17 protein-coding genes, 1 tRNA gene and 2 rRNA genes (1 of these 20 running past the window's edge) are annotated in these 24,389 nt (G+C 71.6%); 10 read left to right on the plus strand and 10 right to left on the minus strand.

Going from position 1 to position 24,389, the window contains the following annotated elements; translation table 11 throughout:
* The 3 genes from WMF34_RS13440 to WMF34_RS13450 form a co-directional block, all read left to right on the plus strand.
* Nucleotides 1-1,132, plus strand: a 23S ribosomal RNA gene (locus WMF34_RS13440); it begins 1,875 nt to the left of the window's first position.
* A 151-nt stretch (nt 1,133-1,283) separates the two neighbouring features.
* A 5S ribosomal RNA gene (gene rrf, locus WMF34_RS13445) occupies nt 1,284-1,400 on the plus strand.
* Nucleotides 1,401-1,877: 477 nt separating this feature from the next.
* Nucleotides 1,878-4,166 carry a transglycosylase domain-containing protein gene (locus WMF34_RS13450; RefSeq protein ID WP_437993519.1) on the plus strand — a complete coding sequence of 763 codons (2,289 nt, stop codon included), beginning with the start codon at nt 1,878-1,880 and terminating at the stop codon, nt 4,164-4,166.
* Between the two features lie 24 nt (nt 4,167-4,190).
* On the opposite strand, the gene tadA is transcribed toward WMF34_RS13450, so the two are convergent.
* The 3 genes from tadA to WMF34_RS13465 all read right to left on the minus strand — a co-directional run bounded on the left by tadA (nt 4,191) and on the right by WMF34_RS13465 (nt 6,196).
* Nucleotides 4,191-4,715 (minus strand): tRNA adenosine(34) deaminase TadA, encoded by a 525-nt coding sequence (gene tadA / locus WMF34_RS13455; protein ID WP_157906651.1) that lies wholly within the window; start codon nt 4,713-4,715, stop codon nt 4,191-4,193.
* Between the two features lie 43 nt (nt 4,716-4,758).
* A tRNA-Arg gene (locus WMF34_RS13460) sits at nt 4,759-4,832 on the minus strand.
* 743 nt (nt 4,833-5,575) lie between these two features.
* Nucleotides 5,576-6,196 (minus strand): hypothetical protein, encoded by a 621-nt coding sequence (locus tag WMF34_RS13465; protein ID WP_157906652.1) that lies wholly within the window; start codon nt 6,194-6,196, stop codon nt 5,576-5,578.
* Nucleotides 6,197-6,220: 24 nt separating this feature from the next.
* Here WMF34_RS13465 and WMF34_RS13470 point away from each other — a divergent pair, with 24 nt between their 5' ends.
* The 5 genes from WMF34_RS13470 (at nt 6,221) to WMF34_RS13490 (ending at nt 13,987) form a co-directional block, all read left to right on the plus strand.
* Entirely contained in the window at nt 6,221-7,075 is an 855-nt protein-coding gene (locus WMF34_RS13470; protein ID WP_049876252.1) for a redoxin domain-containing protein, read from the plus strand.
* Nucleotides 7,076-7,113: 38 nt separating this feature from the next.
* On the plus strand, nt 7,114-8,517 hold the full coding sequence (locus WMF34_RS13475) for a VWA domain-containing protein (RefSeq protein WP_437993520.1): 1,404 nt from the start codon (nt 7,114-7,116) through the stop codon (nt 8,515-8,517).
* 16 nt (nt 8,518-8,533) lie between these two features.
* On the plus strand, nt 8,534-10,066 hold the full coding sequence (locus tag WMF34_RS13480) for an acyl-CoA carboxylase subunit beta (RefSeq protein ID WP_012235221.1): 1,533 nt from the start codon (nt 8,534-8,536) through the stop codon (nt 10,064-10,066).
* 89 nt (nt 10,067-10,155) lie between these two features.
* Nucleotides 10,156-12,591, plus strand: coding sequence for a S8 family serine peptidase (locus WMF34_RS13485; protein WP_012235222.1), 2,436 nt, complete (start codon nt 10,156-10,158; stop codon nt 12,589-12,591).
* Nucleotides 12,592-12,718: 127 nt separating this feature from the next.
* Nucleotides 12,719-13,987 carry a pyridoxal phosphate-dependent aminotransferase gene (locus tag WMF34_RS13490; protein WP_012235223.1) on the plus strand — a complete coding sequence of 423 codons (1,269 nt, stop codon included), beginning with the start codon at nt 12,719-12,721 and terminating at the stop codon, nt 13,985-13,987.
* On the opposite strand, the gene WMF34_RS13495 is transcribed toward WMF34_RS13490, so the two are convergent.
* The 5 genes from WMF34_RS13495 to WMF34_RS13515 all read right to left on the minus strand — a co-directional run bounded on the left by WMF34_RS13495 (nt 13,974) and on the right by WMF34_RS13515 (nt 21,112).
* Nucleotides 13,974-15,650 carry a L,D-transpeptidase gene (locus WMF34_RS13495; protein WP_012235224.1) on the minus strand — a complete coding sequence of 559 codons (1,677 nt, stop codon included), beginning with the start codon at nt 15,648-15,650 and terminating at the stop codon, nt 13,974-13,976. The genes WMF34_RS13490 and WMF34_RS13495 overlap by 14 nt on opposite strands.
* A 94-nt stretch (nt 15,651-15,744) precedes the next feature.
* Nucleotides 15,745-15,903, minus strand: coding sequence for a hypothetical protein (locus tag WMF34_RS13500; protein ID WP_157906653.1), 159 nt, complete (start codon nt 15,901-15,903; stop codon nt 15,745-15,747).
* A gap of 196 nt (nt 15,904-16,099) precedes the next feature.
* Entirely contained in the window at nt 16,100-16,834 is a 735-nt protein-coding gene (locus WMF34_RS13505; RefSeq protein WP_012235226.1) for an AgmX/PglI C-terminal domain-containing protein, read from the minus strand.
* A gap of 325 nt (nt 16,835-17,159) precedes the next feature.
* Nucleotides 17,160-19,328: a DUF1565 domain-containing protein gene (locus WMF34_RS13510; protein WP_012235227.1), complete on the minus strand. Its 2,169-nt coding sequence runs from the start codon at nt 19,326-19,328 to the stop codon at nt 17,160-17,162.
* Between the two features lie 83 nt (nt 19,329-19,411).
* A complete protein-coding gene (locus tag WMF34_RS13515) occupies nt 19,412-21,112 on the minus strand; it encodes a hypothetical protein (RefSeq protein WP_437993521.1) in 1,701 nt (566 codons plus the stop codon).
* A 254-nt stretch (nt 21,113-21,366) separates the two neighbouring features.
* Between WMF34_RS13515 and WMF34_RS13520 the strand changes: the two genes are divergently transcribed.
* Nucleotides 21,367-21,738, plus strand: a complete 372-nt coding sequence (locus WMF34_RS13520; protein WP_157906655.1) for a hypothetical protein — start codon at nt 21,367-21,369, stop codon at nt 21,736-21,738.
* 123 nt (nt 21,739-21,861) lie between these two features.
* On the opposite strand, the gene WMF34_RS13525 is transcribed toward WMF34_RS13520, so the two are convergent.
* Complete coding sequence (locus WMF34_RS13525; protein ID WP_437993522.1) at nt 21,862-22,383, minus strand: hypothetical protein; 522 nt, start codon at nt 22,381-22,383, stop codon at nt 21,862-21,864.
* 148 nt (nt 22,384-22,531) lie between these two features.
* Nucleotides 22,532-23,257 (minus strand): hypothetical protein, encoded by a 726-nt coding sequence (locus tag WMF34_RS13530; protein ID WP_437299636.1) that lies wholly within the window; start codon nt 23,255-23,257, stop codon nt 22,532-22,534.
* A 112-nt stretch (nt 23,258-23,369) separates the two neighbouring features.
* On the opposite strand from WMF34_RS13530, the gene WMF34_RS13535 reads away from it, so the two are divergent.
* The gene (locus WMF34_RS13535) at nt 23,370-24,374 is read left to right on the plus strand and encodes a 3-oxoacyl-ACP synthase III family protein (protein ID WP_437993523.1); all 1,005 of its coding nucleotides are present in this window, start codon (nt 23,370-23,372) and stop codon (nt 24,372-24,374) included.
* Nucleotides 24,375-24,389 lie beyond the last annotated feature (15 nt).

Here is a 24,389-nt window from a genome sequence, read left to right on the forward strand (position 1 = left end):
TGACTGTTTACTAAAAACACAGGACTCTGCGAAGTCGTAAGACGACGTATAGGGTCTGATGCCTGCCCGGTGCTGGAAGGTTAAGGGGACGAGTCAGCGCAAGCGAAGCTCTGAACCGAAGCCCCAGTAAACGGCGGCCGTAACTATAACGGTCCTAAGGTAGCGAAATTCCTTGTCGGGTAAGTTCCGACCTGCACGAATGGCATAACAACATCCCCGCTGTCTCGACCAGGGACTCAGCGAAATTGTATCGGGGGTGAAGATACCCTCTACCCGCGGCAAGACGGAAAGACCCCATGAACCTTTACTGCAACTTGGCAGTGATTTTCGGGATATTCTGCGTAGGATAGGTGGGAGGCTATGAAGCCGGGCTTCTGGGTTCGGCAGAGCCAACGTTGAAATACCACCCTGGGTATTCTGGAAATCTAACCTGGGCCCATGAACTGGGTCGGGGACACTGCCTGGTGGGCAGTTTGACTGGGGCGGTCGCCTCCTAAAAAGTAACGGAGGCGTGCGAAGGTTCCCTCAGCCTGATTGGAAACCAGGCGTAGAGTGCAAACGCACAAGGGAGCTTAACTGTGAGACCGACAGGTCGAACAGGTGCGAAAGCAGGCGTTAGTGATCCGGTGGTTCTGTATGGAAGGGCCATCGCTCATCGGATAAAAGGTACTCTGGGGATAACAGGCTGATCGCGCCTGAGAGTTCATATCGGCGGCGCGGTTTGGCACCTCGATGTCGGCCCATCGCATCCTGGGGCTGGAGCAGGTCCCAAGGGTTCGGCTGTTCGCCGATTAAAGCGGTACGCGAGCTGGGTTTAAAACGTCGTGAGACAGTTTGGTCCCTATCTGCCGTGGGCGTAGGACACTTGAGAGGAGCTGCCCATAGTACGAGAGGACCTGGGTGGACGTACCTCTGGTGCTCCGGTTGTCCTGCCAAGGGCATAGCCGGGTAGCCATGTACGGAACGGATAACCGCTGAAAGCATCTAAGCGGGAAGCCGGCCTCAAGACTAGGTGTCCCGGGCCGCAAGGCCCCTAAAGACCCCTCGTAGACCACGAGGTTGATAGGCCGGGTGTGGAAGCCGAGCAATCGGCGGAGCTAACCGGTACTAATAGGTCGTGCGGCTTGACCATACTTCTAAGGCAAACATCGAAGCGTCGCGCCCGGAGTTCGGGTGACGAGCAGCGTGACACAGCTGGCCTGGCGTAAACATGGAGTAAACATGGAACAGAGCACCGCGAGGAGCGGGCTCCGCCGGGTTCCGATTGGACGCACCCACAAGTTTCCGGTGGTGATATCGAGAAGGTCACACCCGATCCCATACCGAACTCGGAAGTTAAGCTTCTTGGAGCCGATGGTACTGCCAGGGCAACCTGGTGGGAGAGTAGGACGCCGCCGGGATTTTCTTCGAACCTGCGCACGGTGAGAGCCGTGCGCAGGTTTTTTTTGTCCATTGCGCTCCGAACCCGGGATGCGCTCTGCGCCGTCTTCGCGGCGCCGAGGCCACCTCGGCGCTTCGTTGGCGCTGCTTTTCGCCAGCGCGGCGCGGTCACGATCCCCGCGATCGTTGGTGCCGACGTACACCAGGAGCCTGTGAGGGCTTTCGCTTTGTTGTCTGGCTTGAATTTTCGCCGACCCGAGCTCTGGTCGTTCGCGCTGCGTGCGGCGCCGCCCGCCGCGTGAGAAGAAGTGCCAGCGCAGGCAACGGCGCGGAGGCCGGCAGGGGACGGCGGCGCGAGATCAAGATGACGCTGCGAGTTTCTTCCGGCCGCCAGGCGTTGCTACCCTAGGGGAACCTTGGGATTCAAGCGCAGGAGAATCGCTGCGGTCGCCGGGGGAGCCCTCTGTGGCGGGCTCGTCGTCGGGTTCGCCCCTTTTGTGCGCTACCAGGCCGAGCAGGCGGCTGATCGGTACGGGGCATCGCTGTCGATCGACCAGGTTCGGCCCACCTGGAGCGGCGTCTCCCTGAAGGGGGTGGACGTCCAGCTGCGCGGGGCGCCGAGCATCTCCATCCGCCTGGAGGAGGTCGCCGTCGCGCTGGGCGCCTCGGGACGGCGCGTGACGATGCGCGGAGGGACTGTCTCCGCCGTCGGGCCGCGCGAGGCCATCCTCCAGGAGCTGGAGACCTGGCGGGCGGGGCAGCCGGCAGGACGTACCGGCGCCGCGACGAGCGAGGGGGGCGGTAGCACCGAGCTGGAGGGCTTGCGGCTCGTCTGGACCGATCGGGCCGCCTCGCCCGCGGAGAGCCTGTCGGCCGACGACGTGCACCTGTCGCGCGCGGGAGGGCGGACAGCCATCGCTGCGCGCGAAGCGATCCTGTCCCTGGGACGGGCCGCCTTCTCGGTCCGGCACGGCCGGCTGGTGCTCGCCCTGGAGCAGGGGCGGTACCAGGTGAGCGAGCTCTCGGCCGACTCGATCGACGCCAGCGTGGCGCTCCCGGAGGGGACCCCTGAACCTCGGGTCGTGCCTGAGCAGAGCGGGCGCACCCATCCGGCGCAGCTGACGAGGACGGCCGAGCGCAGCGACGGGGCCGATGCGGGGCGGAATCGAGGGGTTGCGGTTCGAGATGCCCTCCTGCGGGCGGCGCAGGGCATCGATCTGGCGCTCGGTAAGGACGCCAAGGTCGACGTCGCAGGCGTCACCGCGCGCCTCCGGCGCGACACCGATCACCTCAACCTGGGACCGGGGCACCTCGCCGTGCGGCGCGAGGCAGGCTCGCTCGTGGTGGAGCTCTCGCCTGGAGACGCCGCGATCGCGGCCGCCGGCGCCGACGCCCAGCAAGCGCTCACCTTTCGCCTTCGCGTGCCGCTCAGCGACGCGAAGGAGACCCCGCAGGAGATCGTCGCCGACGTGCAAGGCGGACCCATCTGGCTCTCCACCCTCGGCGTCCATGAAGGGGACATGGGCCTGTTCGATGTGGCGCGGACGTCGATCGTCAGCCGCGCGCGGGTCGTCCTCTCGGCCGACGGCCAGACGCTCGGCGTCGACGGCGAAGGAAGGCTGAGAAACCTCTCCCTGCGGAGCGCGGCCCTGGCAGACGAGCCCATCGCAGGCCTCGACCTGGCATGGCGAGCGAAGGCGAACGGCAAGCTCGACGGGTCCAAGCTCGTCGCCGAGGACGCCGAGGTCGACCTCGGTGCGCTGAGGCTGATCGCGCGCGGCGAGTACGAGCACGCCGGGAACTCACACCGGGTCCGCGGCACCTTCGAGGTGCCCCTCACGGCTTGCCAGTCGATGCTGGATTCGGTGCCCAAAGGGATCGTGGCGAAGCTCCACGGAATGAGGCTCGCCGGCTCGTTCGGGATCGAAGGGAAGCTGCGGTTCGATACCGCGAACCTCGACCGGAACTTTTTGCTTGACTGGGGCGTCTCCAACACCTGCCGCGTGACGGAGATGCCGCCGGAGCTCAGCGTCGATCGCTTCAAGCGCGCGTTCCGGCGCCTGGTTTACGGGCCCGGGGGCAAGCGCGTCGACATCGAGTCCGGGCCAGGGACCGCCGATTGGGTCCCCTACGAGGACATCTCCCGCTTCATGGAGGTCGCCGTGCTGACCACGGAGGACGGCGCCTTCCACCGGCACCACGGGTTCGACGAGGAGGCCATCAAGAACTCGATCCGCGAGAACCTCCGGAAGAGGAGGTTCGTGCGGGGGGCGAGCACCGTCAGCATGCAGCTCGCCAAGAACCTCTACCTCGAGCGGACCAAGAGCGTGGCGCGCAAGCTCCAGGAGACCTTGCTCACCATGTACCTCGAGCAGGAGCTCACCAAGGAGCAGATCATGGAGCTCTACCTGAACGCGGTGGAGTTCGGGCCGCTGGTCTACGGCATCGGCGCCGCCGCGCGGCACTACTTCAATGCGTCGGCGGCGCAGCTCTCGCTCGGACAGGCGCTGTACATCGCGTCGATCCTGCCAAACCCGAGCGTGCAGCACTTCGATGCGAACGGCGAGGTCACCGCTGCGTGGAGCGGGTACCTGCGCAAGCTCATGCAGATCGCGCACAGGCGCCGCCGGATCTCCGACGAGGAGCTGGAGAAGGGGCTCCAGGAGGTCGTGGTGCGAGGCTCCCCCGCGCCTCATCTGGCGCCCCGTCAGCCCTCCGAGGACGGCGGTGAGGCCGGCGAGGACAGATCGGGAGAGGACGAGGGGGGCGCCTGGGCGGCGCCTTGACGCCCGCGCCCGCGGGCCGGGCCGTCAGCGCTTCGACGCGGCGGTCCGGAGCTTCGCGAAGAACGCGCGGAGCACGCCGGCGCACTCGTCTGCGAGCACGCCCGACGTGACGGCGAAGCGATGGTTGAGCCGGTTGTCGCGCCCGATCGCGAAGAGCGTGTCGACCGCTCCCGCCTTCGGGTCCGGGCAGCCGTAGACGAGCCGCGCAATCCTGGCATTGACGAGCGCGCCGGCGCACATGGGACACGGCTCCAGCGTCGCGTAGACCGTCGCCCCTTCGAGCCGCCAATGACCAAGCCGCCTGGCCGCCGCCCGCAGCGCGTCCACCTCGGCGTGACCGGTCGGATCCTGGTCGATCTCGCGACGGTTTCGACCGCGCGCCAGCACCGTCCCCGCCGCGTCGACGACGAGCGCCCCCACAGGGACGTCACCGGCACCTGCCGCAGCCTCGGCCTCCGCGAGCGCCTCGCGCATCCACCGCGCGTCGACGCTCGCTGGTTCCTCCGGCTGTGCCACAGGGGAGAGGAGCAAATCCGCTCCGTCATCCATGACAACCATGAGAGGCTCAGGACCTTTTACACGACCGATCAGGCGCGCCCAGGAAGATTCGAACTTCCGACCCCCGGCTTCGTAGGCCGATGCTCTATCCAGCTGAGCTATGGGCGCTCTGGTGAAGACGAGTGCAAGACGTGGCTACGCCACCGCACTCCCGCGTCGCGCTCGGTTGCGCGAAGTGAGTGCCGGCGTTTATACGCCCCCGAGCGAGCTGTCAAAGGAAAAGTGATCGAGGCCTGAGGGCGTCTGCTCGGATGCGCGGCGTTTGCGGCCGAGGTCGTCGCCAAAGGCCATGCCGGCGACGCGCACGAGGCCGGGGGCGGGCAACGAGCGCCGGACAAAAACAGGGCGCGCGGCGACTCCGTCACGGAATGGCCGCGCGCTTTCACACGCTCTCGAAGGGCAAGCGAAGCTCCAGAAGCGCACAACGAGATGAGCAGGCCAAGCTGACGAAACGGGAAGAAGCCGTAAGCCAAGCAGCAGCGGCGCCATGGAGAGGCGGGATGGCGCCCGCTGAACGACCAAGCACAAGCTAGTGAGGCCCGTTACGAGGGGAGGAGGACCGAGACACGCTGCAGCCCACAGCGCAGAACACGGCCAATTCCGCCTGGAGCAGCCTCTGTGCCATCGCGCGGCCTCTCCTCGGCGCCGTCCTCGCGCGCGCGTACATCCAGCGGAATACTCACGTTTCGCCGCGGTTTCTTCGGCTTCTTCGGTTGTCGTGGATCCCGTGTCCGACGAGGTGCTCGGGCAGCGGTGTCGCGTGCCATGCCGTGTTTCGCAATCTTTGCGGACCAAGAGCCCCGGCCAACGGACGCCGTGACGCGTCGCGCTGTCGAGGGCGACGCGAGCGCCTATCGGGGGCCGCCGAAGAGGTGGTCGTGCGGGGCGTCGGCGTGACAGCGCTTGCAGAGGGGCAGAGCGCCGCGGTGGGTGGAGGTACCCTGGGGCGTGAGGACGAGGTACTCCCAGTTGCCGCCGTCGGGGTCGTAGCCAGCCGGTCGCTTCACCATGGCCAGGAGCGTGTCCGGCTCCGATGCGCCCGCCCGGTAGTGGAACTCGACAAGGGCCGCGCCAGAGGGGAGGACGCGATCCGGACCGAGCTGCGGGTAGGGCGCAGCCGCCGCGTTGATCCTCACCTCCGCCTCCATCTCGCCGGTGAAGTGCTGGGAGCGAGCTCGACCCGTGACGGGCTGGAAGCTCGCGAGCTGCCCGGCGAGCTCCCACGCCGAAGGCGCCGCGGCCGGCGGTGCAGCGGGCGCCGCGGCCGGCGCGCGCGCCTCGGGGATGGAGCTGGAGCCGCGTCCGATCCACGCCGTGGTCTCCGCGACGTGAGCGGGGGACGGGGACGGCGCACAGCCGAGCGGCAGGGGGGCCCACCCGGAGCGGACCCGCGCCTCCGTCGAGAGCGTCATCGAGGCGAGCGACGCCGCAGCGAGCGCGCACCACGCAGAGAGGCGGGTTCGGGACCGCACCGGCCGAGATGCTACACTGCCCGGATGTACCTGGCCTCTTCCAGGCGAGGCCGCGCATGGCGCGCCCTCTCGGCCGCCACGCTGGTGTCGCTGTCGGGCGCCGCGCTGCTGGGGGGCGCCCCGCACGCAGCCGCCGAGGAGGCGTCCCGCCGCGCCTGGCTCGGCGTGGAGCTGGAGCCAGGGCCGGCCGGGGGGGTGGTCGCGAAGCACGTCGTCACCAGCTCGCCGGCGGCCAAGGCGGGCATCGTGGACGGGGATCAGGTCATCGCGGCGGATGGCGTCCAGATCGACGAGCCAAAGCAGCTCGTCGCGCGTGTCGCGCTCGCGGGGCCTGGAAACGTGGTGAACCTCCGGATCCGGCGCGGCGGACGAGAGCGAGACGTCGCGCCGACGCTGGTGCCGTTCCCCGGGCACGATCAGATCCTTCGCCTCGACAAGATCGGCACGTTCGCGCCAGCCTGGAGGTCGCTCACCACCGTCGGAGGGACCGTCCCGGCGAACATCGGGACCCTGCGCGGAAACGTGGTGCTGCTCGATTTCTGGGCGACCTGGTGCGCGCCGTGCCGCTTGATGGCCCCGCAGCTCTCGGCGTGGCACGCGGCGTACGCCGCGCAGGGGCTGCGGGTCGTGGGCGTGACGACCGACGACGTGAGCGTCGCGACGAAGACAGCGCAGGCCCTCTCGATGCGCTACGCGGTCGCGGCGGACGCGTCGGAGTCGACCTCCGCGGCCTACGGCGTCAAGGCGCTCCCCACGATGTTCGTGATCGACAAGAAGGGCGTCATCCGGGACGTGGTGGTCGGGTACGACCCGACCCGGCACGCCGAGGTCGAGAAGCTCCTGAAGGCGCTGCTCGCGGAGCCCGCTCCGGCGCCGTAGCCGCCGCGGGGCCGCGCGGCTGGACCGGTACGCCCTCCATGCTCCTCTCCATCGACGAGTTCCTCTGGGCGCTGCGCCGCGACGGCTTCGCCGTCTCGACGGCGCAGGCCATCGATGTCGCGCGCGCGTGCGACCTCGTCGGCTTCGGCGACCGAGGGACGCTGCGCGACGCCATCGGCGCGGTGGTCGTCGAGCGCGCCGCCGATCTCCGCCGGTACCGCGCCTGCTTCGACCGCTTCTTCTCCCCAGGGGGCGCGCACGTCGGCGATCTGTGGGGGCGCCTGCGGGAGCGAGGGTTCTCGGATGGGGAGCTCTCCGCCTTGCGCGATCTGCTGAGCGCGGCGGCGGAGCGGAGCGGCGCCTCGGGCGACGCGATCGCGTTCCAGGCGCTCACAGGGACCGCCGGGGAGCTCGACCGAGCGCTCCAGGCGGCCGGGATCGCGCGCGTGCTCGCGCCGATGACGAGCTCGCTCCAGGTCGGGTTCTTCGCGCAGCGGGTGATGGATCAGCTCGGGGTGCCGGCCGTCGCCAGCGCGCTGCGGCGGATCCGGAGCGCGCTCGAGGAGGCGCTCGGCGAAGAGCGGGGGAGGTCCCTGGCGGAGGCGCTCGCCGCCGAGCTGGAGCGGATGCGGCACCGCGTGCGCGAGCACGTGACGCTGTCGCTCCGGCGCGTCGAGGGCGAGGAGCCAGCTGCCCAGGGCCGCATGGATGTCCCGTTCGCTTCGCTCGGCGACGGCGAGATGGAGGAGGTGCGGCGCGCCGTGAAGGAGCTGTCCGTGCGGCTCCGGGGCGCCGAGCGGCTCCGGAGGCGCCGCGCGCGGCGCGGGAGGATCGATCCCCACCGGACGCTGCGGCGCAGCCTCCAGACCGGCGGCGTGCCGTTCCAGCCGGCGCGGCGAGCGCGGCGGCGCGACAAGCCGCGCCTGATGATCCTGTGCGACGTGTCGGACTCGGTCCGCGTCGCCGCGCGGTTCATGCTCGAGTTCGTCTGCGCGGCGCAGGAGCTCTTCGACCGGACGCGATCGTTCGTCTTCGTGAGCGAGCTCGCCGAGACGACCGAGCTCTTCGAGGCGCTACCGGCGAGCTCGGCGCTCGAGCGGATCCAGCGCGGCGAGGTGGTGAGCCGGGCGCACAACTCGAATTACGGGCGCGCCCTGCTGGCCTTCGAGGAGCGACACGGGCGTGACGTGGACCGGCGGGTGACCCTCGTGATCCTGGGCGACGGGCGCACGAACTACTTCGCGGACGAGGCGGAGATCGTGAGGAGGCTCCGTGACCGGGCGCGGGCGCTCCTGTGGCTGTGCCCCGAGGGGCCGGGCGCCTGGGGGACGGGGGACAGCGCGATGCCGCGGTACGCCGCCGCGGCGACGAAGGTGCTCGTCGCCCGGACCGCGCGGGAGCTCGAATCGGCGGCGCGGGAGGTGGTCGCCCGGCGCGCTTAGGGCTATGGGTCGCGCCATGTCGCTCGATCAGAAGCTGCGGGATCTCACGGCGCGCATCGAGAAGGGAGGCGCGCAGAAGTACCACGACAAGAACGCGGAACAGGGCAAGCTGTTCGCGCGGCAACGCGTCGCGCTGCTCGTCGATGAAGGCAGCTTCATCGAGGACGCGGCGCTCGCCAACGCGCTGGATCCCGAGCTGCCGGCCGACGGCGTCATCACGGGCACCGGGACGGTGGGCGGGCGCCCCGTGTGCGTGATGGCGAACGACTCGACGGTGAAGGCCGGCTCGTGGGGGCGCCGCACCGTCGAGAAGATCCTGCGCGTGCAGGAGACCGCGCGGCGCCTCCGGTGCCCGCTGCTCTACCTCGTCGACTCCGCGGGGGCGCGCATCACCGACCAGATCGAGATGTTCCCCGGGCGGCGCGGCGCGGGCCGGATCTTCTACAACCAGGTCGAGCTGAGCGGCCTCGTCCCGCAGATCTGCCTGCTGTTCGGCCCGTCGGCGGCGGGGGGCGCCTACATCCCGGCGTTCTGCGACGTGGTGTGCATGGTCGAGAGCAACGCGAGCATGTACCTGGGCTCCCCGCGCATGGCGGAGATGGTGATCGGCGAGAAGGTCACGCTCGAAGAGCTCGGCGGAGCGCGCATGCACTGCTCGGTCTCCGGGTGCGGCGACGTCCTGGTGAAGACCGAGGAGGAGGCGATCGCCTTCGCGAAGCGCTACCTCGCGCTGATGCCGCAGAGCTCCGCCGAGGCCGCGCCCCGCGTCGAGCCGAGGCCGGAGAAGCCAGGGCAGCGGCCGCTCGAGGACGTGATCCCCGCCGACGAGAACAAGCCGTTCGACATCATGGCCGTGATCGACGCGATCATCGACGAGGGCAGCTTCGTCGAGATCAAGAAGCTCTACGCCCGAGAGATCGTCACCGGGCTCGCGCGCGTGGAGGGGCGCGCGGTCGGCATCGTCGCGAACCAGCCGAAATACAAGGGCGGCGTGCTGTTCGTGGACTCGGCCGACAAGGCGGCGCGGTTCATCTGGCTGTGCGACGCGTTCAACATCCCGCTCCTGTACCTCGCCGACGTGCCCGGCTTCATGATCGGGACCGTCGTCGAGAGGCAGGGGATCATCCGGGCCGGGGCGAAGATGATCGCCGCGGTGAGCGAGGCCAGCGTGCCGAAGCTGTCCGTCGTCGTGCGCAAGGCGTACGGGGCCGGGCTCTACGCGATGTGCGGGCCGGCGTTCGCGCCCGACGAGTGCATCGCCCTGCCCTCGGCCTCGATCGCGGTGATGGGGCCGAGCGCCGCGGTGAACGCCGTCTACTTCAACAAGATCCAGGCGATCCCGGCGGGGCCCGAGCGCGATGCGCTCGTCCAGAAGCTGCGCGACGAGTACCGGGCCGACGTCGATCTGGAGAAGCTCGCGAGCGAGCTCGTGATCGACGCGATCGTCCCGACGGCGAACCTCCGCCGCGAGGTGGCGCGCCGCTTCGAGCGGTACGCCGGCAAGGTCGAGGAGAGGCCGCGAAAGAAGCACCTCGTGCCGCCCGTGTGAGCGGCGCGCGGCGCGCTCCGGAGAGCGCGCCGCGAGGGCAGCGCCCTTCGTGACCTCGGCCGCGCGCGGACGTGGTGTAGACTCGCGGCGTGCTCGCCCGCAGGTTTCCGCTCTCCATCGCGCTGCTCGGCCTCGCTCTCGCGGCGGGTGAAGCGCGCGCCGACGTCCCGGCCCAGGCGGTGGCGCGCCTGCTCGGCTCGCGCCTGGGTCGGCACTCGCTCGCCGATCCGCGCGGGCGCATCCCCGTGATGGTGCCGCTGCCCGCCGGCGCCGACGCGCGAGCGTTCGGGCTGCTCCCGGTCGCGCCGGGCTTCGGGACCATCCGGCTCGCGCCCGGTGACGTCGGCGCCTTCTCCGCCGCGCACCCGGAGCTCAGGCTGCTCACAGGACCGCCGCGGCGGCCCCTGCTGGATCGGTCGAAGGGGTGGATCCGCGTCGAGCCGTACAGGAAGGCCACCGGCGCGGACGGCGAGGGGGTGGTCGTCGGCGTCGTCGATACCGGCCTCGACGTGACCCACCCGGATTTTCGAGACAAGGACGGCAAGACACGGATCCGATGGATGCTGCAGGCCGGAAGCCCGAAGGGGCTGCACGCGGCGCTCGAGCACACCTACGGGTGCGATGATCCGGACCAGTCGGCGTGCGCGATCTTCTCCGACGCCGACATCGACGCCATGCTCGCGCAGGGCAAGCCCGGCATCCTCCGCGATATCGCGGGGCACGGCACGCACGTGGCCTCCATCGCCGCGGGCAACGGTGGGCCGATGGTCTCGGAGCGGCCGCGGTACGTCGGCGTGGCGCCCGCCGCGACGCTGATCATCGCCGCTCCCGCGCGGCCCGGCGAGGGCTTCGACGATCCGGACATCCTCAAGGCGGTGCAGTTCATCTTCGACCGCGCCGAGGAGCTGAACATGCCGGCGGTCGTCAACCTGAGCGTCGGGAGCGATTTCGGGCCCCACGACGGGACGAGCCCGCTCGAGGCGGGGCTCGCCGCGATGGTCGGCAGCGCTCATCCGGGGCGGGCGATCGTCGTCGCCGCCGGCAACAGCGGCGCGACGTACGAGATCGACGGCGAAGGGCCGCTCGGGATCCACACCGAGGCCCACGTGTCGGCGCACGCCGAGACGCGCGTGCCCATCCGCACGCCGCGCGCGGAGCGCGGCGAAGGATACGTCTGGATCACCTTCCGGCCCGGGGACGAGGTGTCGGTCGGCCTCGACGGGCCGGGCGGCGAGGCGTGGATCGGCCTGATCGAGCCCGGAGACGACGCCGGCTACACCGGCGACGACGGCGAGACGACCGGCGCGGTCATCAACCGGCTCGCGAACGGGAAGTCGCCCATCACCGCGGCGACGAACAGCGCCGTCGTGGCCTTCAGCGGGGCGTGGAAGGCGGGCGAGTTCGCGATCCGCCTGCGAGGCCGAGGGGACGCGCAGCTCTGGGTGACGGGGCTCGGCGACGTCTCGCCGTCGCACGATCTCGGGCTCCTGTTCCCGCGCGCCATCAAGCAAGGGACGATCAACGTGCCCGCGAGCCACCCTGGGCTGCTCGCCGTGGGGTGCACCATCAACCGCGTCCGCTGGCAGCCGCAGGGGAGCTCCACGAGCGTGCGGCTCACGAGCCTCGACGGCGTGGACATCGAAGAGGACAGCGCCTGCTACTTCAGCGCGGCTGGCCCCACGCCGTTCGGCGTGGCCAAGCCGGAGATCAGCGCGCCCGGCGGCCTTGTCGCGGCCGCCATGGCCAGCGGCGTCGACCCGCGCGACGATCCCGGAGGGCTGTTCGATACGCCCGGGTGCCCCGGCGACGAGCCTTGCTTCGTCGTCGACGACCACCACGCGATCGCGTCAGGGTCGTCCATGGCGGCGCCGCAGGTCGCAGGGGCGATCGCGCTCCTCTTCCAGGTCAACCCGAACCTGACCCAGGCGGAGGTCACGGAGGCGCTCCAGGCTGGCGCGCGGTACCCGAGGGGCGCCGTGCCGATCGAGGCGCAGCTCGGTCCCGGCGTGCTCGATCTCGAGGGCGCGCGCCTCGCGCTCGAGGCCGTCGAGACCGGCGGGAACGAGCCGGCGCTCGACAAGAGCTGGTACGTCCTGTCGAGCACCTACGCGAGGCCCGACCCGTCGTGGCCGGTCTGGGGGACGATCGAGCTGCGACGCCCTGACGGCGCCCCGGTCAGGGGCGTCGATGGGAAGCTCACGGTCGCCGTCCGCGGCGGGGTGATGCACACGCCGCTCCGGGAGGTGCGCCGCGGGCTGTGGCAGTTCGCGGTCGCCGCGCCGCGCGGCTCCGGAGGGGCGACGCTGGCCGTCGACGTGCTCTACGACGGCGCCTCGCTCGGCGCGCGCGAGCTCCCGGTGGGGAGCGACGTCTGGATGGCGAACGGAGAGCTCGAGGCGACCAGCGGCGCGTGCACCTGGGCCGCGGCTCGCCCGGACGGGTCGCCGCCGTCGAGCCGCGCCGTCTGGGGCCTCGCGAGCCTCCTCGTGGCGGCGTCGGCGGCGCGCCGGCGGCGCCGTGGCTGAGCACCCCCGCTGCCCGCGCGCCCTTGCGTCGCCCGGGTGCACGCGCGGCTGCCGTCCGGCGCCGTCCGTGTCACCGTGGCCGAGCGGCGGGGCGGGGTAGAGCACGACGGCGATGGAGCACGGACGCATGGAGAAACGGGTGATCCTGGATCGACCTCCCGCGGCAGAGGCGGACGCGGGACACGCGCGCGCACCGAGACCGCTGCGGTTCGCGGCGCGCACAGGCTGGGATCTCTCGGGCAACAGCCTCGCGTCCGTGCTCGCCGAGGCGCGCGGGGCGGGGCGCGCGCTCGTCGACTTCACGGAGTCGAACCCGACGCGCTGCGGGATCGTCGAGGCGGCTCACCTCATCGCGCCGCTCGGCGAGCCGCGCGGCGAGCGGTACGCGCCGCTGCCGCTCGGCGATCCGGCGGCGCGCGCCGCGGTGTCGCGCTACTACCAGGAGCGCGGGCTCGACGTGGATCCGTCGAGCGTCGTGCTGACGGCCAGCACCAGCGAAGCGTACGGCTGGCTGCTCAAGCTGCTCGCCGAGCGCGGCGACGACGTGCTCGTCCCCGTGCCGTCGTACCCGCTGCTCGAGTACCTGGCCTGCCTCGAGGACGTCGCGCTCACGCCCTACCCGCTCCTCAGGGAGGAAGGGTGGCGCATCGACCTCGGCGCGCTCGAGCGCGCGGCCGGCGAGCGGACGCGCGCGGTGGTGCTCGTCCATCCGAACAACCCGACCGGCTCCTTCGTGCGCCGCGACGACGCCGCCGCGCTCGAGGCGTGCGCCAGGGAGCGCGGGCTCGCGCTGATCGTCGACGAGGTCTTCGGGGATTACGCCCACGGAGACCTCGCCCCGGACCGCTTGCCGAGCTTCGCCGGCGCGCGGCAGGCGCTGACGTTCGTGCTGAGCGGGCTCTCCAAGGTGATGGCGCTGCCGCAGCTCAAGCTCGGCTGGATCGCGGTCTCGGGGCCGCCCGAGCTCGCCGCGGCGGCGCTGGAGCGGCTCGAGGTCATCGCGGACACCTACCTCTCGGTCGGCACCCCGGTGCAGCTCGCGCTGCCGGAGATCCTCGCCTCGCGGGCGCCCGTCCAGCGCGCGATCCTGTCGCGCGTGCAGGCCAACCTGGCCGCGCTCGACGCGGCGATCGCCGCGCGCGCGGGGGGCGCGGTCCGGCGGCTCCCGATCGACGGCGGCTGGTACGCGACGCTGGAGGTCCCGCGCGTGCACGACGAGGACGGCTGGGTCGAGCTCCTCGTGCGCGACGAGGGGATCATCGTCCACCCCGGCTACTTCTTCGACATGCCGCGCGACGGCTTCCTCGTGGTCGGCCTGCTGCTCGATCCGGACGTGTTCGCGGAAGCCGCGCTGCGGCTCGTGGGCCGGATCGCGCGCGCGATCAGCGGTGAATGAGGACCACCGTGGAGCGGCCGGCGTCGCGGGAGGCCCGCAGGCCGTGCCACCCCTCCGGCACCGGCGGGTCGGTCCAGGCGAACATCTGCTTCGCGTCGATGGGGGAGAGGTTGACGCAGCCGCCGCTCTTCGGCTCGCCCCAGGCGTCGTGCCAGTACGCGCCGTGCAGCGCGTGAGGTCCGCTGAAGTTCTGCACGAACTGCACCTCGGAGTGGACGATCTTGTCGTTCGTGCTCGAGACCATCGTCGCCGTCACGAACTTCCCGTCGATGCGGAAGCGCCCGGTCGGCGTCGCCGCGGTCTCGATGGCGGGGATGCCCTGCCTCGGGACGCCGCCGCGCCCCGGTGAGATGAGCGTCGCGAAGACCGGGGTGAGCTCTTCGTAGGCGACGAACCAGCCGCCGAGCACGCTCACCTCGATCCACTTGCGCGGCGACGACGGATCGCCGTCGCCCTCGAGCGGCGAGCGCTTCGCCGCCTCGATCACGACGGCGTCGTCCGCGCGCACGTAGACCCCCGGCTCCTGCGTCTCGAGGAGCCGCTCGCCGTCCTCGACCTCGGCGCGACCGGTGAGCCCGACCGAGGCGAGCCGCGCGAACGACGCGCCGGTCGGCTCGAAGCGGCCGCCGGCGCCCCGCTGGTACTTCGGCCGATCGGTCTTGCGGAAGAACGCGAGCGGGAGCGAACGCCCGTCCTTCAGCCAGACGCCCTGGAAGCTCGAGCGCGGGTAGGGCTTCAGGCGATCCTTCGGCATGTACGCCTGGTCCGAGGTCACCACCCAGGTTCGATCCTGCGCGTCGAACGCGCGGGTGAACGCCACCGTCGAGCCGTTCACGATCCGGTCGCGCCCCTCGCGCACGAGGCCGCCGAAAGGAAACAGCGCCGGGGCGGCGACGCCCGCGGGCTTCAGGTCGACCCCCACGAGGGCCTCGTCGATCTCGCGGATGGCTTCCTCGCCAGCGCCCTCGGCGGCGCGCACCTTCGCGATGTTCGCGAGGTGCTCCTCGAGGTCCCACTCGGAGCGCCGCTGCTCCTTCGCGCTCGGGAGCTGCGGGTAGCGCGGCGCGCCGGTCGACTCCGCGTAGTCGTAGGGCCACGGGGAGTCGACCTTGGGCGCGTGCGGCCGCAGCGCGGCCACGACCGGGTCGTTCGGGTCGATCGCGGCGCTGGCGCCAGCGCATACGTAGCCCCGCGGCTCGATGGCGTACCACGCGTCGCACCCCTCGCCCGGCGTCCGCGCGGCCTCGACGCTGCCGCCGCGCAGCGCGACGGAGCCGCCGAGCCCCAGGTAGCCGCTCCAGCCCCGCGTCGGGTAAGGGCCAGGGTTGATCCACGCAAACCGCGCCTTGGAGTAGATGCGCGCGCCCTCCGCCGCCGCGCTGGCGGGCGGCGTCGTTGCCGCCGCGGGCGGCGCGTCGGCCTCCGCCTGGGCCGGGGCCGGCGCCTTCGTGACGTGCGCCGCCTCGACGACCGCGGCGGGCGGCGCGGCCGCTCCCGAGGACGCGCGCGGCGCGTCCGCCTCGGGGGGCGTCCGCAGGGCGTCCGCCTCGAGCGACGCAGGCGCCGCATCGGCGGGGCTCTCTTCGGAACAAGCTGCGGCGCCCCCCGACGCGATCGCGCACGTCAGGGCCGCGAGGAGGAAGGAAGGCGGTGAGCTAGCCATGCAAGCGGGAGAGACTAGTTGCCGGATGCGACCGGGGACAAGCGAACGACAGCCGCGCCGCCGGCGGCTGCCAGCCGGGGAGCCGCGCTCGGCGCTAAAGCCTGCCGAGCACGGCCACCACGAGCAGGATGACCCCGACGAGCGCCGCCGTGATCATCGCGAACCTCATGAGGCGCGGCTTCAGCCACTTCCACAGGACGAGGCGAGCCACCTTCCACAAGAGCACCAGGATCTGCCGGAGGACCTTGCCCACCACGAGAGCGTAGCGCAGTCCCGCGGCGCGCGCTGCCAGCAAGGGCGGTAGATTTCGCGGCCAATGGACGAGCCCTGCGACCCTCGCCGCGTCGGACAGGGCGGGACGCAGCGCGCAGCGGCACGCCTGTCGGCCACCTCCGCCTGCGGCCAGCCCGGCGTGCGGGCGATCGCTGCGGGCGGTGCGCGGCGTCACGTCAATCGATGTCGACGCTCACCTTCGATGCATAGCTGCCAGGAGAGGGGAAGGTGATCTCGCGCAGCGCGCCGGCGACACACTCGGCCGCCTCCTCGCCCCGTTCGTCGTTGCTGGACACGCCCACGCTGAGCGGCTTGCCGTCGGTGTCGATGTAGAGCGTGGCCTTGATCTGGCTGGCGCCCGCCTGGCTCCGGCACGACGCGAGCGCCGGCCTCGCCTTCTTGTACGGCGTCCCGAGCTGTTCTGGCGTCCAGGGCACGGGCAGGCGCTCGTCGCTGCTCGGCTCGAAGGTGAAGCTGTTCTCCGCCAGGCCCTCTCCGCCGACCGGCTTCGGCCACCTCGTCGCCTTCAGGACGCTCAGCATGCACGCCTCGGTCTCGCGATCGCCCAGGTTGGAGTCCTTCACGAACGCCCAGCGCGCCGTGCCCTCCTCGGTCACCCGGACCTTGAAGCGGATCTCGCCCCCGAGATAGGGGATCCGCTGGACGCCTTTCTGGTAGCAGCGCGAGAGCCGAGACGACGCGCGCTCGAACGCCGCTTGCACCTTCTCCTCGTTCATGCCGCCGATCTCGGAACGCGAGCTCATCTTCGAGCTCGACGTCTCGACAGGCTCGGCGTCGACCATCACCGGCGCCACGGACGTGGGCGCGGCGCCGCCGCAGCCCAGCTGGGCCGCGAACGTCGAGAGAGCAACGACGGTGATCGTACCCCTGAGTAAGCACGTGAATTTCATGATCGAACGAGGACTCTATACGAGCCGTGTCTTGGGCGAAAAGAGCGCGATGAGGGGAACGCGCGCTGCAGTGCGTGTGAGAGATTCTGCGCCAGCGCGAACGCCGACGCGCCGCTCCGAAGGCGCGCCCGCTCGGACAGGAGGCGTCCGAAACGCACACGGTAGAGGCGTAGCGGTGAAGGTCCGTCGACGAGCGCCTGAGCGCGGAAGATGCGAGGCGGCGCGCCTGAGCGCACCGGCGCGTCGTGCGCTCGGTGCGTGGAGGCGATCCACGAGAGATCGCGGGCCGCGAGCGGGCGGTGCCGCGCCCTTCGGCGAGCGATCGTCACGGGGCCGGCGTGGCGCTGCTCGGGACGGGGAGCGCGCCTTCGGCGAGCTGATCGCTCTCGTGGTTGCCCTCGAAGCTGTTGTCCTCCGACACCGACGGCGCCTGCGCGCCCTGCACGACGAGGCCAAACCGGTTGCCGGTGGACTCCGAGCTCGCGAGCGCGCCGTGGCTGTCGCTGAACAGCAAACCGGCGCGCGCGCAGCGCTGCACCTGCACCGAGCTCACCTGCGCCGTCGAGCCCAGGACCACGAGGCCGTCGCCCAGGTCCGGCACCGATTCCGTCTGCCCGCCGGAGCTCAGAGCCGAGAACGTGCCGCCCTCGACCCCGAGGATGACCGTTTCCTCCACCGTGCTCGGCGAGGCCAGCAGCAGGCCCGCCACGCGGCTCTCCAGCACGGCCGACCTCTGGATGAGGACCTGCGCCGCCCCGGCGCTCAGCAGGCCGACGCCGCCCGTGCCGTCGCGCTCCTCCGGCAGCGAGCGCTCGATGAGGCTGTCCGCGATCTCGAGGATCGCGCCCCGGGACGCGGACACGCCCGCGACGTGGGGCTCCAGGACATACGTCGACGCGAGCGCGGCGCGGCCACCCTGCACGAGCACGCCGGCGGCGCGATCCCGGTGCAGCGGGCTCGCGCGCGTGCCCTCGATGACCACGCCGCTCGCCGAGAGCGTCCCGCCCGAGACGAACAGCCCGGCGTCGCCGGCCTGGCGCACGAGGCTCGACGACAGCGAGAGCGCTCCGCCGCGCTGCTCGACGGCGACTCCGAGGTGACCGCTCTCCGAGGCGGCCGCGCCATCGAAGAGGTTGCCAGAGGCCTCGACCTCCGTGCCGGCGCCCGCGACAGCGAGCAGCGCGTCGCACGCCCCTGACAGGACGCTGGAGGCGAGCGACGCGCGCGCGCCCTGCTCCACGGCCAGGCCGCCGGCCTCGGGCGCCGGGTCCGCGGGGGCGGCGATGAGGTTGCGCGCCGCCACGAGCTCCGCGCCGGCGCCCGTCACCAGCGCGCCCAGGTGATGGTGGACGAGCGCGTTCGCGTCGAGCCGGAGCGTGCCGTCCTCGAGGTGCACGCCGACGCCGTCTCTCGTCGCCGACGGCAGTGCCGCGGCCTCCAGCAGGTTGCCCTCCGCGACCACCTCCGCCGCCTCGGAGCTGATCCGCAGGTTGATGGTGCCGCCGACCAGCGCGTTCTCGGTGAGCCGCGCCTCGGCCCCGGAGACGACGAGCACGCTGATCCAGCCCTCGCCCGTTCCATCGTCCGCCCACGACGACTCGACGAGGCTGCGCGACAGATCGAGGCTCGCGCCAGGGAGCGCGACCACGAGCCCCTTGCCGCTCTCGCCCGTCACCCGGATGTCGCGCACCGAGACCGCCGCCGACTGGATCAACACCCCGATCGACGGGCTGAGCAGGCTCACGCCGCGCACGCCGGCGTGGTCGACGTCGTGGATCCAGATCGCGCTGACGTTGCCGTCGGGATCGCTCGTCTCGCCCCGGAGCACCACCCGCGAGGCGCACCGCCCGACGATCTCGATGGGCTTCGCGATCTCGATCGGCTCGTCGTACTCGCCCTCGGCCAAGACGACGCGCCCGTCCTCCTGAACGCCCGCCAGCGCCTCCGCCAGCGTCGTGAACGGCCTCTCCCGCGACCCGTCGCCGTCTCCGCCCTCGTAGCCAGGATCGACGTGGAGATCGCCGGGCGACTCGACGATCTCGCCCCACGGCGCCGAGCCGCAGCCGTCCGGGCCGTCGATGGAAACACAGCCCTTCTGCGGGACCGCGAATGTCCCCTCCGGGCACCTGGCCATGGTGGGATGGCAGGCGCCGCCCTCCACGAACTCCGCCGCACAGCCGGGGATCCCGACGTCCATGCAGCCCTCGTCGTGCTTCGGGATCGTCCCGGGCGCGCACTTCGCGAGCGCGGGACGACAGAAGCCGTCCTCGTCGACGAAGGCGTCGGCGCAGCCCTGAATGCCCACCTGCGCACATCCGCTGGCGCCGCTGATCTGCCCCGGCGCACACCCCGAGCCGCCGCCGCCTTCCCCCGGGAGGTGGGTATACGGCGGCAGGTTGGTGCTCTCGCAGCCGAAGAGCGAGACCGCGCACAGGCCGGAAGCGAGAGAAAAAAGACACCAGAGCGCCGAGTGTCCAAGCTTCGTGCGCAACACCCCACCAACCTAGCAGATGCTCCGGTGCGCACGCCGGCAATGCGCGCCTCTCTCGCCGTCTCCAGCCGCTCGAGACCGGACATTCACGGGCGTGACCCGGACAGCCGCACGTCGGCTCGCGCCCAGGCGCGCTTGAAGCGCGCGTGTGCGGCGTCCGCTTCCTCTTCCTTGCCCTGTGTGCGGAGGCTGCGCTCGAGCCCGGACAGCGACCAGCCATTCTGCGGGTGCTGGAGCAGGTCCTCCCGGTAAGTCGCCTCCGCGTCGCGCGCGCGGCCCGCCGTGAGGAGCACCGCGCCGAGCGTGTGGCGGACCGGCTCGGGCCAGTCCGGCGGCTCGAAATAGCGCAGCCCGTCCTCGATGCGCGCGGCGTCCTCGAGCATGCGAGCAGCGGCGCCGGTGTCGCCGCGCTCGGACGCGATCTGGCCCTCGAGCACGAGCGAGGCGATCTCGAGCAGATCCTTCGCGCGGTTCCTGCCGATCGTCGCGTCCTCCCGGCTCTCGGACGCCATCGCCCGGAGCACCGCCGCCTCGCGCGCGGCATCGTCATGGCGCCCCGTCGCGGCGAGCGCGCGGCCGCGCGCATAGCGCCATATCCCCGCCGTGTACCGCAGCTCGGACGGCGGCGCCGGCTCCGCGAGGACGTCGTCCCACCGTCCGAACCGGACCAGCGCGAACAGCAGCGCAGGGCGGAACATCTCGAGCATCGGCATGTGTCGGACGTTGTGGTCGGGCACCGCCGCGGCCAGCTCTCGCGCGGCGCGCACGGCGACGGCGCTGCGCCCCTCCATGCTCGCCGAGACCGAGAGGAAATGGAGGTTGTGCGGGAAGTACATCATCGGATAGATGCCCTCCGGGCGCCGCTCGCGGATGTACCGGCGATCGGCCAGCACCGCCTGCTCGTTCGCGTCAGAGGCGTCGGCGTAGCGACCGACGCGCACGAAGATGTGCGAGGGCATGTGCACGAGGTGCCCAGCGCCTGGGGCCAGACCGCCGAGCCGCTCGGCGCTCGGCAACGCCCGCTCCGGCGCGCGCGACGCCTCGACCGCGTGGATATAGTAGTGATTCGCGCCGAGGTGCTCGGGGTCTCGCCGGAGGACGCCCTCCAGCGTGGAGACGATCTCCTCGGTCCCGGGCTGCGGCCGGCCGTCCTGCGTCCAGAGATCCCACGGGCGCAGATCCATGAGCGCCTCGGCGAAGAGGACACCCGCGTCGAGGTCGTCGGGGAAGCGACGGGCGAGCTCGCGCATCGCGCTCGCGTAGGCGCGGTCGAGGTCCGCGCGGTCGCGGCCCGGCGCGCGGCCCGACGTTGAAGCGTGGCGCTCCGCCAGCGCGTCGATGTACGCGCGCTCGCGCTCGCTGGCGGACGCGGCGAGCGCGCGCGCCTCCTCCACGGCCTCGAGGGCGGCCCGCTCCCGCGCCGCGTCGGCCGGCTGGTTGATGTTGGGGCCGAGCGTGAGCGCGATGCCCCAGCGGGCCATGGCGAGGCCCGGATCGAGGCGGGCGGCCTCCCGGAATGCCTTCCTCGCCTCGTCGTGGTTGAACGCGTAGACGAGCCGCAACCCCTGATCGAAATAGCGTTGCGCGAGCTGCGATGACGTCGTCACGGGGTGATGGAGAGCGCCGATGTCCTCGAACAGAGGGACGCGCTCGGCGTCGGGCGCCTCCGCAGGCGCAGTCGGCGGCTCCGCTCCGGGCGAGGCGGGGCGCGGCTCCGCGCCGCACGCCGCGAAGGCGGCGCAGGCGCAGAGCAGGGGCAGGCTGAAGAGCGCGCGTCGAGCTGTCATGGGCAACCTCCCTGGAGCCCGGATCGCCACGGGTTCCCACGGTCCAACATCCCCTCGCGGGGTCGCTTTGCCTCGGGCGCCGCCCTCCGGCGCGATCGCGGAGGTCGAGCCGAGCGAGGGCCATGCACGCGCGGTTCCCGCGGCGCGGGAAGGCAGCGCACAGAAGGCCCGGGCGTGACCGGGCCTTCGACGCGCCCGCGCCGTCAGCGCGGTGCTCGATGGACGGACGGCGCGACTTGCGGCAACCTCGGGACATGACGACGTGCAGGGATGAAGCTCTCCGCTGGGTTCACCGCTACGCGATCGGCGGGGCGGCGTTCGCCGCGCTTCCGCTCCCGATCTCGACCTCCACCGGGCTCGTCGCGATCGAGACGCACATGATGGCGATGGTCGGCGAGATCTACGGCGAGAACATGGGATCCGTGGTGACGACCGCCGCCGGCGGGAGCTTCGCGATCCTCGGGCAAGGCCTGAAATTCCTGGCCACCCGGGCGGTCGGCTTCGTCCCCCTGATCGGGCCGGCCATCAAGATGGGCATCGCAGGGCTCACGATCGAGGCGATTGGCCGGGGTGTTGTTGGGCACTTCGAGCGAAAGTACCCGGGCAAGATCTTCGAGAAGGCGTGAGCCGACGTGCCGTGCGCGGCGCGCTGCGCGCGACGCGCTGCCTGCCGTGCTCACGAGGCGCGGCGCGAGCAATGCGCCGGCGCGCGGCGCATTGCTCGCGCCGCGCGCCGCTATCGACGTCCGTCAGTTCTCGCAGCCGCTGCAGGCGAGGGGGCAGGTGCCGTTCACCGTCGCCTGACAATGAAGGTCGGGCGCGCCGGCGCTGTCGCCGTAGTCGCAGCAGATCTCGCCGGCGTCGCAGCATCGCACGCCGCAGCAGAGGCCTTCTTCGCAGCCGAAGCCGGGGGCGCACGCATCCGCGCACTCGCCCTGGATGCAGACCTGAGTCTCGGTGCAGGTCGTGTCGCACGACCCGCAATTGCGCGGATCGCCGGACAGGTCGACGCACTCCGATCCACAGCACGAGAGCCCGGTCTCGCACGTGCACATCGTGCCGCCCTCGCCGCCCATGCCGCCCTCGCCCCCCGAGCTCGTCGTCGCGACGGTGGAGGTCGCTCCGCCTTCCCCGCCCGCGCCCCCGCTGGAGGAGCTCGATGCGGTGACATAGATCGGCCAAAGATCCACGGTGCCCGGGTCAGCTTCACATCCAGCGACGGCGAACAATGCGGCCCACGACAGCAACGCGATCACCCGATGACAGGGCATGAGCACCTCCAAGCCGAAAATCACACTACCACGGCGGGGCGCGGCCACACGAGGGGGGCATGGCACACGGCGCAGCGCCGGCTGTATGCGCTGCGTCGTACGCCGCTTCACGCGCGTCAGGACGATGAACGCAGCGACGCCTGCGACATCAGGGGGTGATGAGCTTGCAGTCCGACAGGAGCCCCGTGTACCAATCATCGGTCCTGTCGAGCCATGCGCCCTCGCTGGACCAACGGATGCCGGGCCGCTTCATCCTGCCTTCGACGGTGTAGGTGCACTTCACCGCGAACCGTGCGGACGGCAGCTTGCCCGAGGTGAGCGCGGGCTCGCTCCAGAGGCCGGCGGCGAGGAACTGGACGCGGTCCGTGGTCGTGTAAGGACGGAGCAGCTTCTTGTCGTCCGCGTCCCCCTTGGACCAACCCTTGGTGGGCGACTCGAACGCGCAGTGCCGGCCGCTGATCTCGTCGGCCGACCAGCAGGCGAGATCCTTGATGTCGGTGGACACGAGGGTGACCTCGACCTGGGACTTGTCCCCGGGTTTCCACTTGGGGCCGGCCGTGCCGGCCGCGGGCTCACGCCCGAAATAGGCGAAGGCCGCGGCGAGGCCGCCGATGATGATGAGGAACAGGATCATGCTCTTGCCGAGCGAGCCGCCCTGCGGTTGGGCGGCGGCGCGAGGCCGCGCGCCGGGCTTCTTGCCGGCCGGGCGCCGCGCTGCGCCAGCCTGCTTTGCGGGACGCGAGGCTCTGGCCGGCGCGGCGGCGTCGGCGCGGCCCTCGCCGTCCTCCTCGCTGCGGGTGTCCTGCGCGTCGGTTTCGCCGGGAGGCGCTTCGTCCGTGTCGGGGCGGTCTCTGTCTTCGGAGCTCGTAGCCATCGAGGCGCTTTATGTACCGGAGCGCGCCCGCGACTCAAGCATTCCGTGGACCGAGCGGCAGGGCACGATCGCCCGTTCCAACGAGCAGCCCTTGATGTAGGCTGCGGCCGCGATGACGTTCGATGCCAGAAATCCACGCGCGCGCATCCTCGGCACGGGCCGCTCCCTGCCGCTCGCCGTCCCGACGAGCGAGGCGCAGGCGGGCGCGCCGCCGGCGGACGGCGTGGCGGGCGACCCTGGCGCGAGCGACGAGCGGCGCCGCGTCGCGCCAGGCGAGCGGACGAGCGACCTGGCGGCGCGGGCGGCGAAGGCGGCCCTCGAGGCGGCCGGCGTCGGGCCGCGCGACCTCGAGATGATCATCCTCGCCACCTCGAGCGGCGACGCGCCGATGCCGGCGACCGCGGTGTACGTGCAGCAGAAGCTCGGCGCCGAGCACATCCCGTCGTTCGACCTCTCCGCGTCGCTGACGGGCTTCCTCTACGGGCTGTCGGTGGCGAACCAGTTCGTGACGGCGGGGACCATGAAGCACGTGCTCGTCATCGGCGCGGACCTGCTCTCCCGCCGCCTGGATCCGCGGGACAGGGCCTCGGCCCAGCTGTTCGGCGACGGCGCCGGCGCGGTGGTGATCGGGCCGGCGACCGGCGACGGTCGGGGGATCCTGAGCGTCGGCTTGCGCGCCGACGGGAAGAGGGCCGATGTGCTCCAGGTGCCCGGCGGAGGATCCGCGGAGCCGCTCACCGTGGAGCGGCTCGCCGACCGGCGGCACTACCTGCGCGTGAAGCAGCCCGAGCTGCGGCAGGCCGCGGAGGAGCACCTCGGGGCCCACGCCCTCTCGACGGTCGCGGCCGCCGGGCTTGCGCCCGCGGACGTCGACTGGGTGATCCCGCACCACGCCGATCCGCACCTCGTCGCCCTCCTCGCCGAGCGCCTCGGGTGCTCGCCCGAGCGCGTCCTCGGCGCGGTCGACGGCGCCAGCGCGGCCGGGACCTGCGCGGGCTCGGTCGCCATGGCGCTCGACGAGGCGCTCCGCGATGGCCGGATCCTGCCCGGAAATCACGTGCTGCTGTGCGCGCTCGGCGGCGGCCTCACGTGGGGCAGCGCCGTGCTCCGCGTCTGAGGCGACGAGGGCCGC

The sequence above is a fragment of the Sorangium sp. So ce145 genome, assembly GCF_051525985.1.
In the GTDB taxonomy this organism is placed as follows: domain Bacteria; phylum Myxococcota_A; class Polyangia; order Polyangiales; family Polyangiaceae; genus Sorangium; species Sorangium cellulosum_B.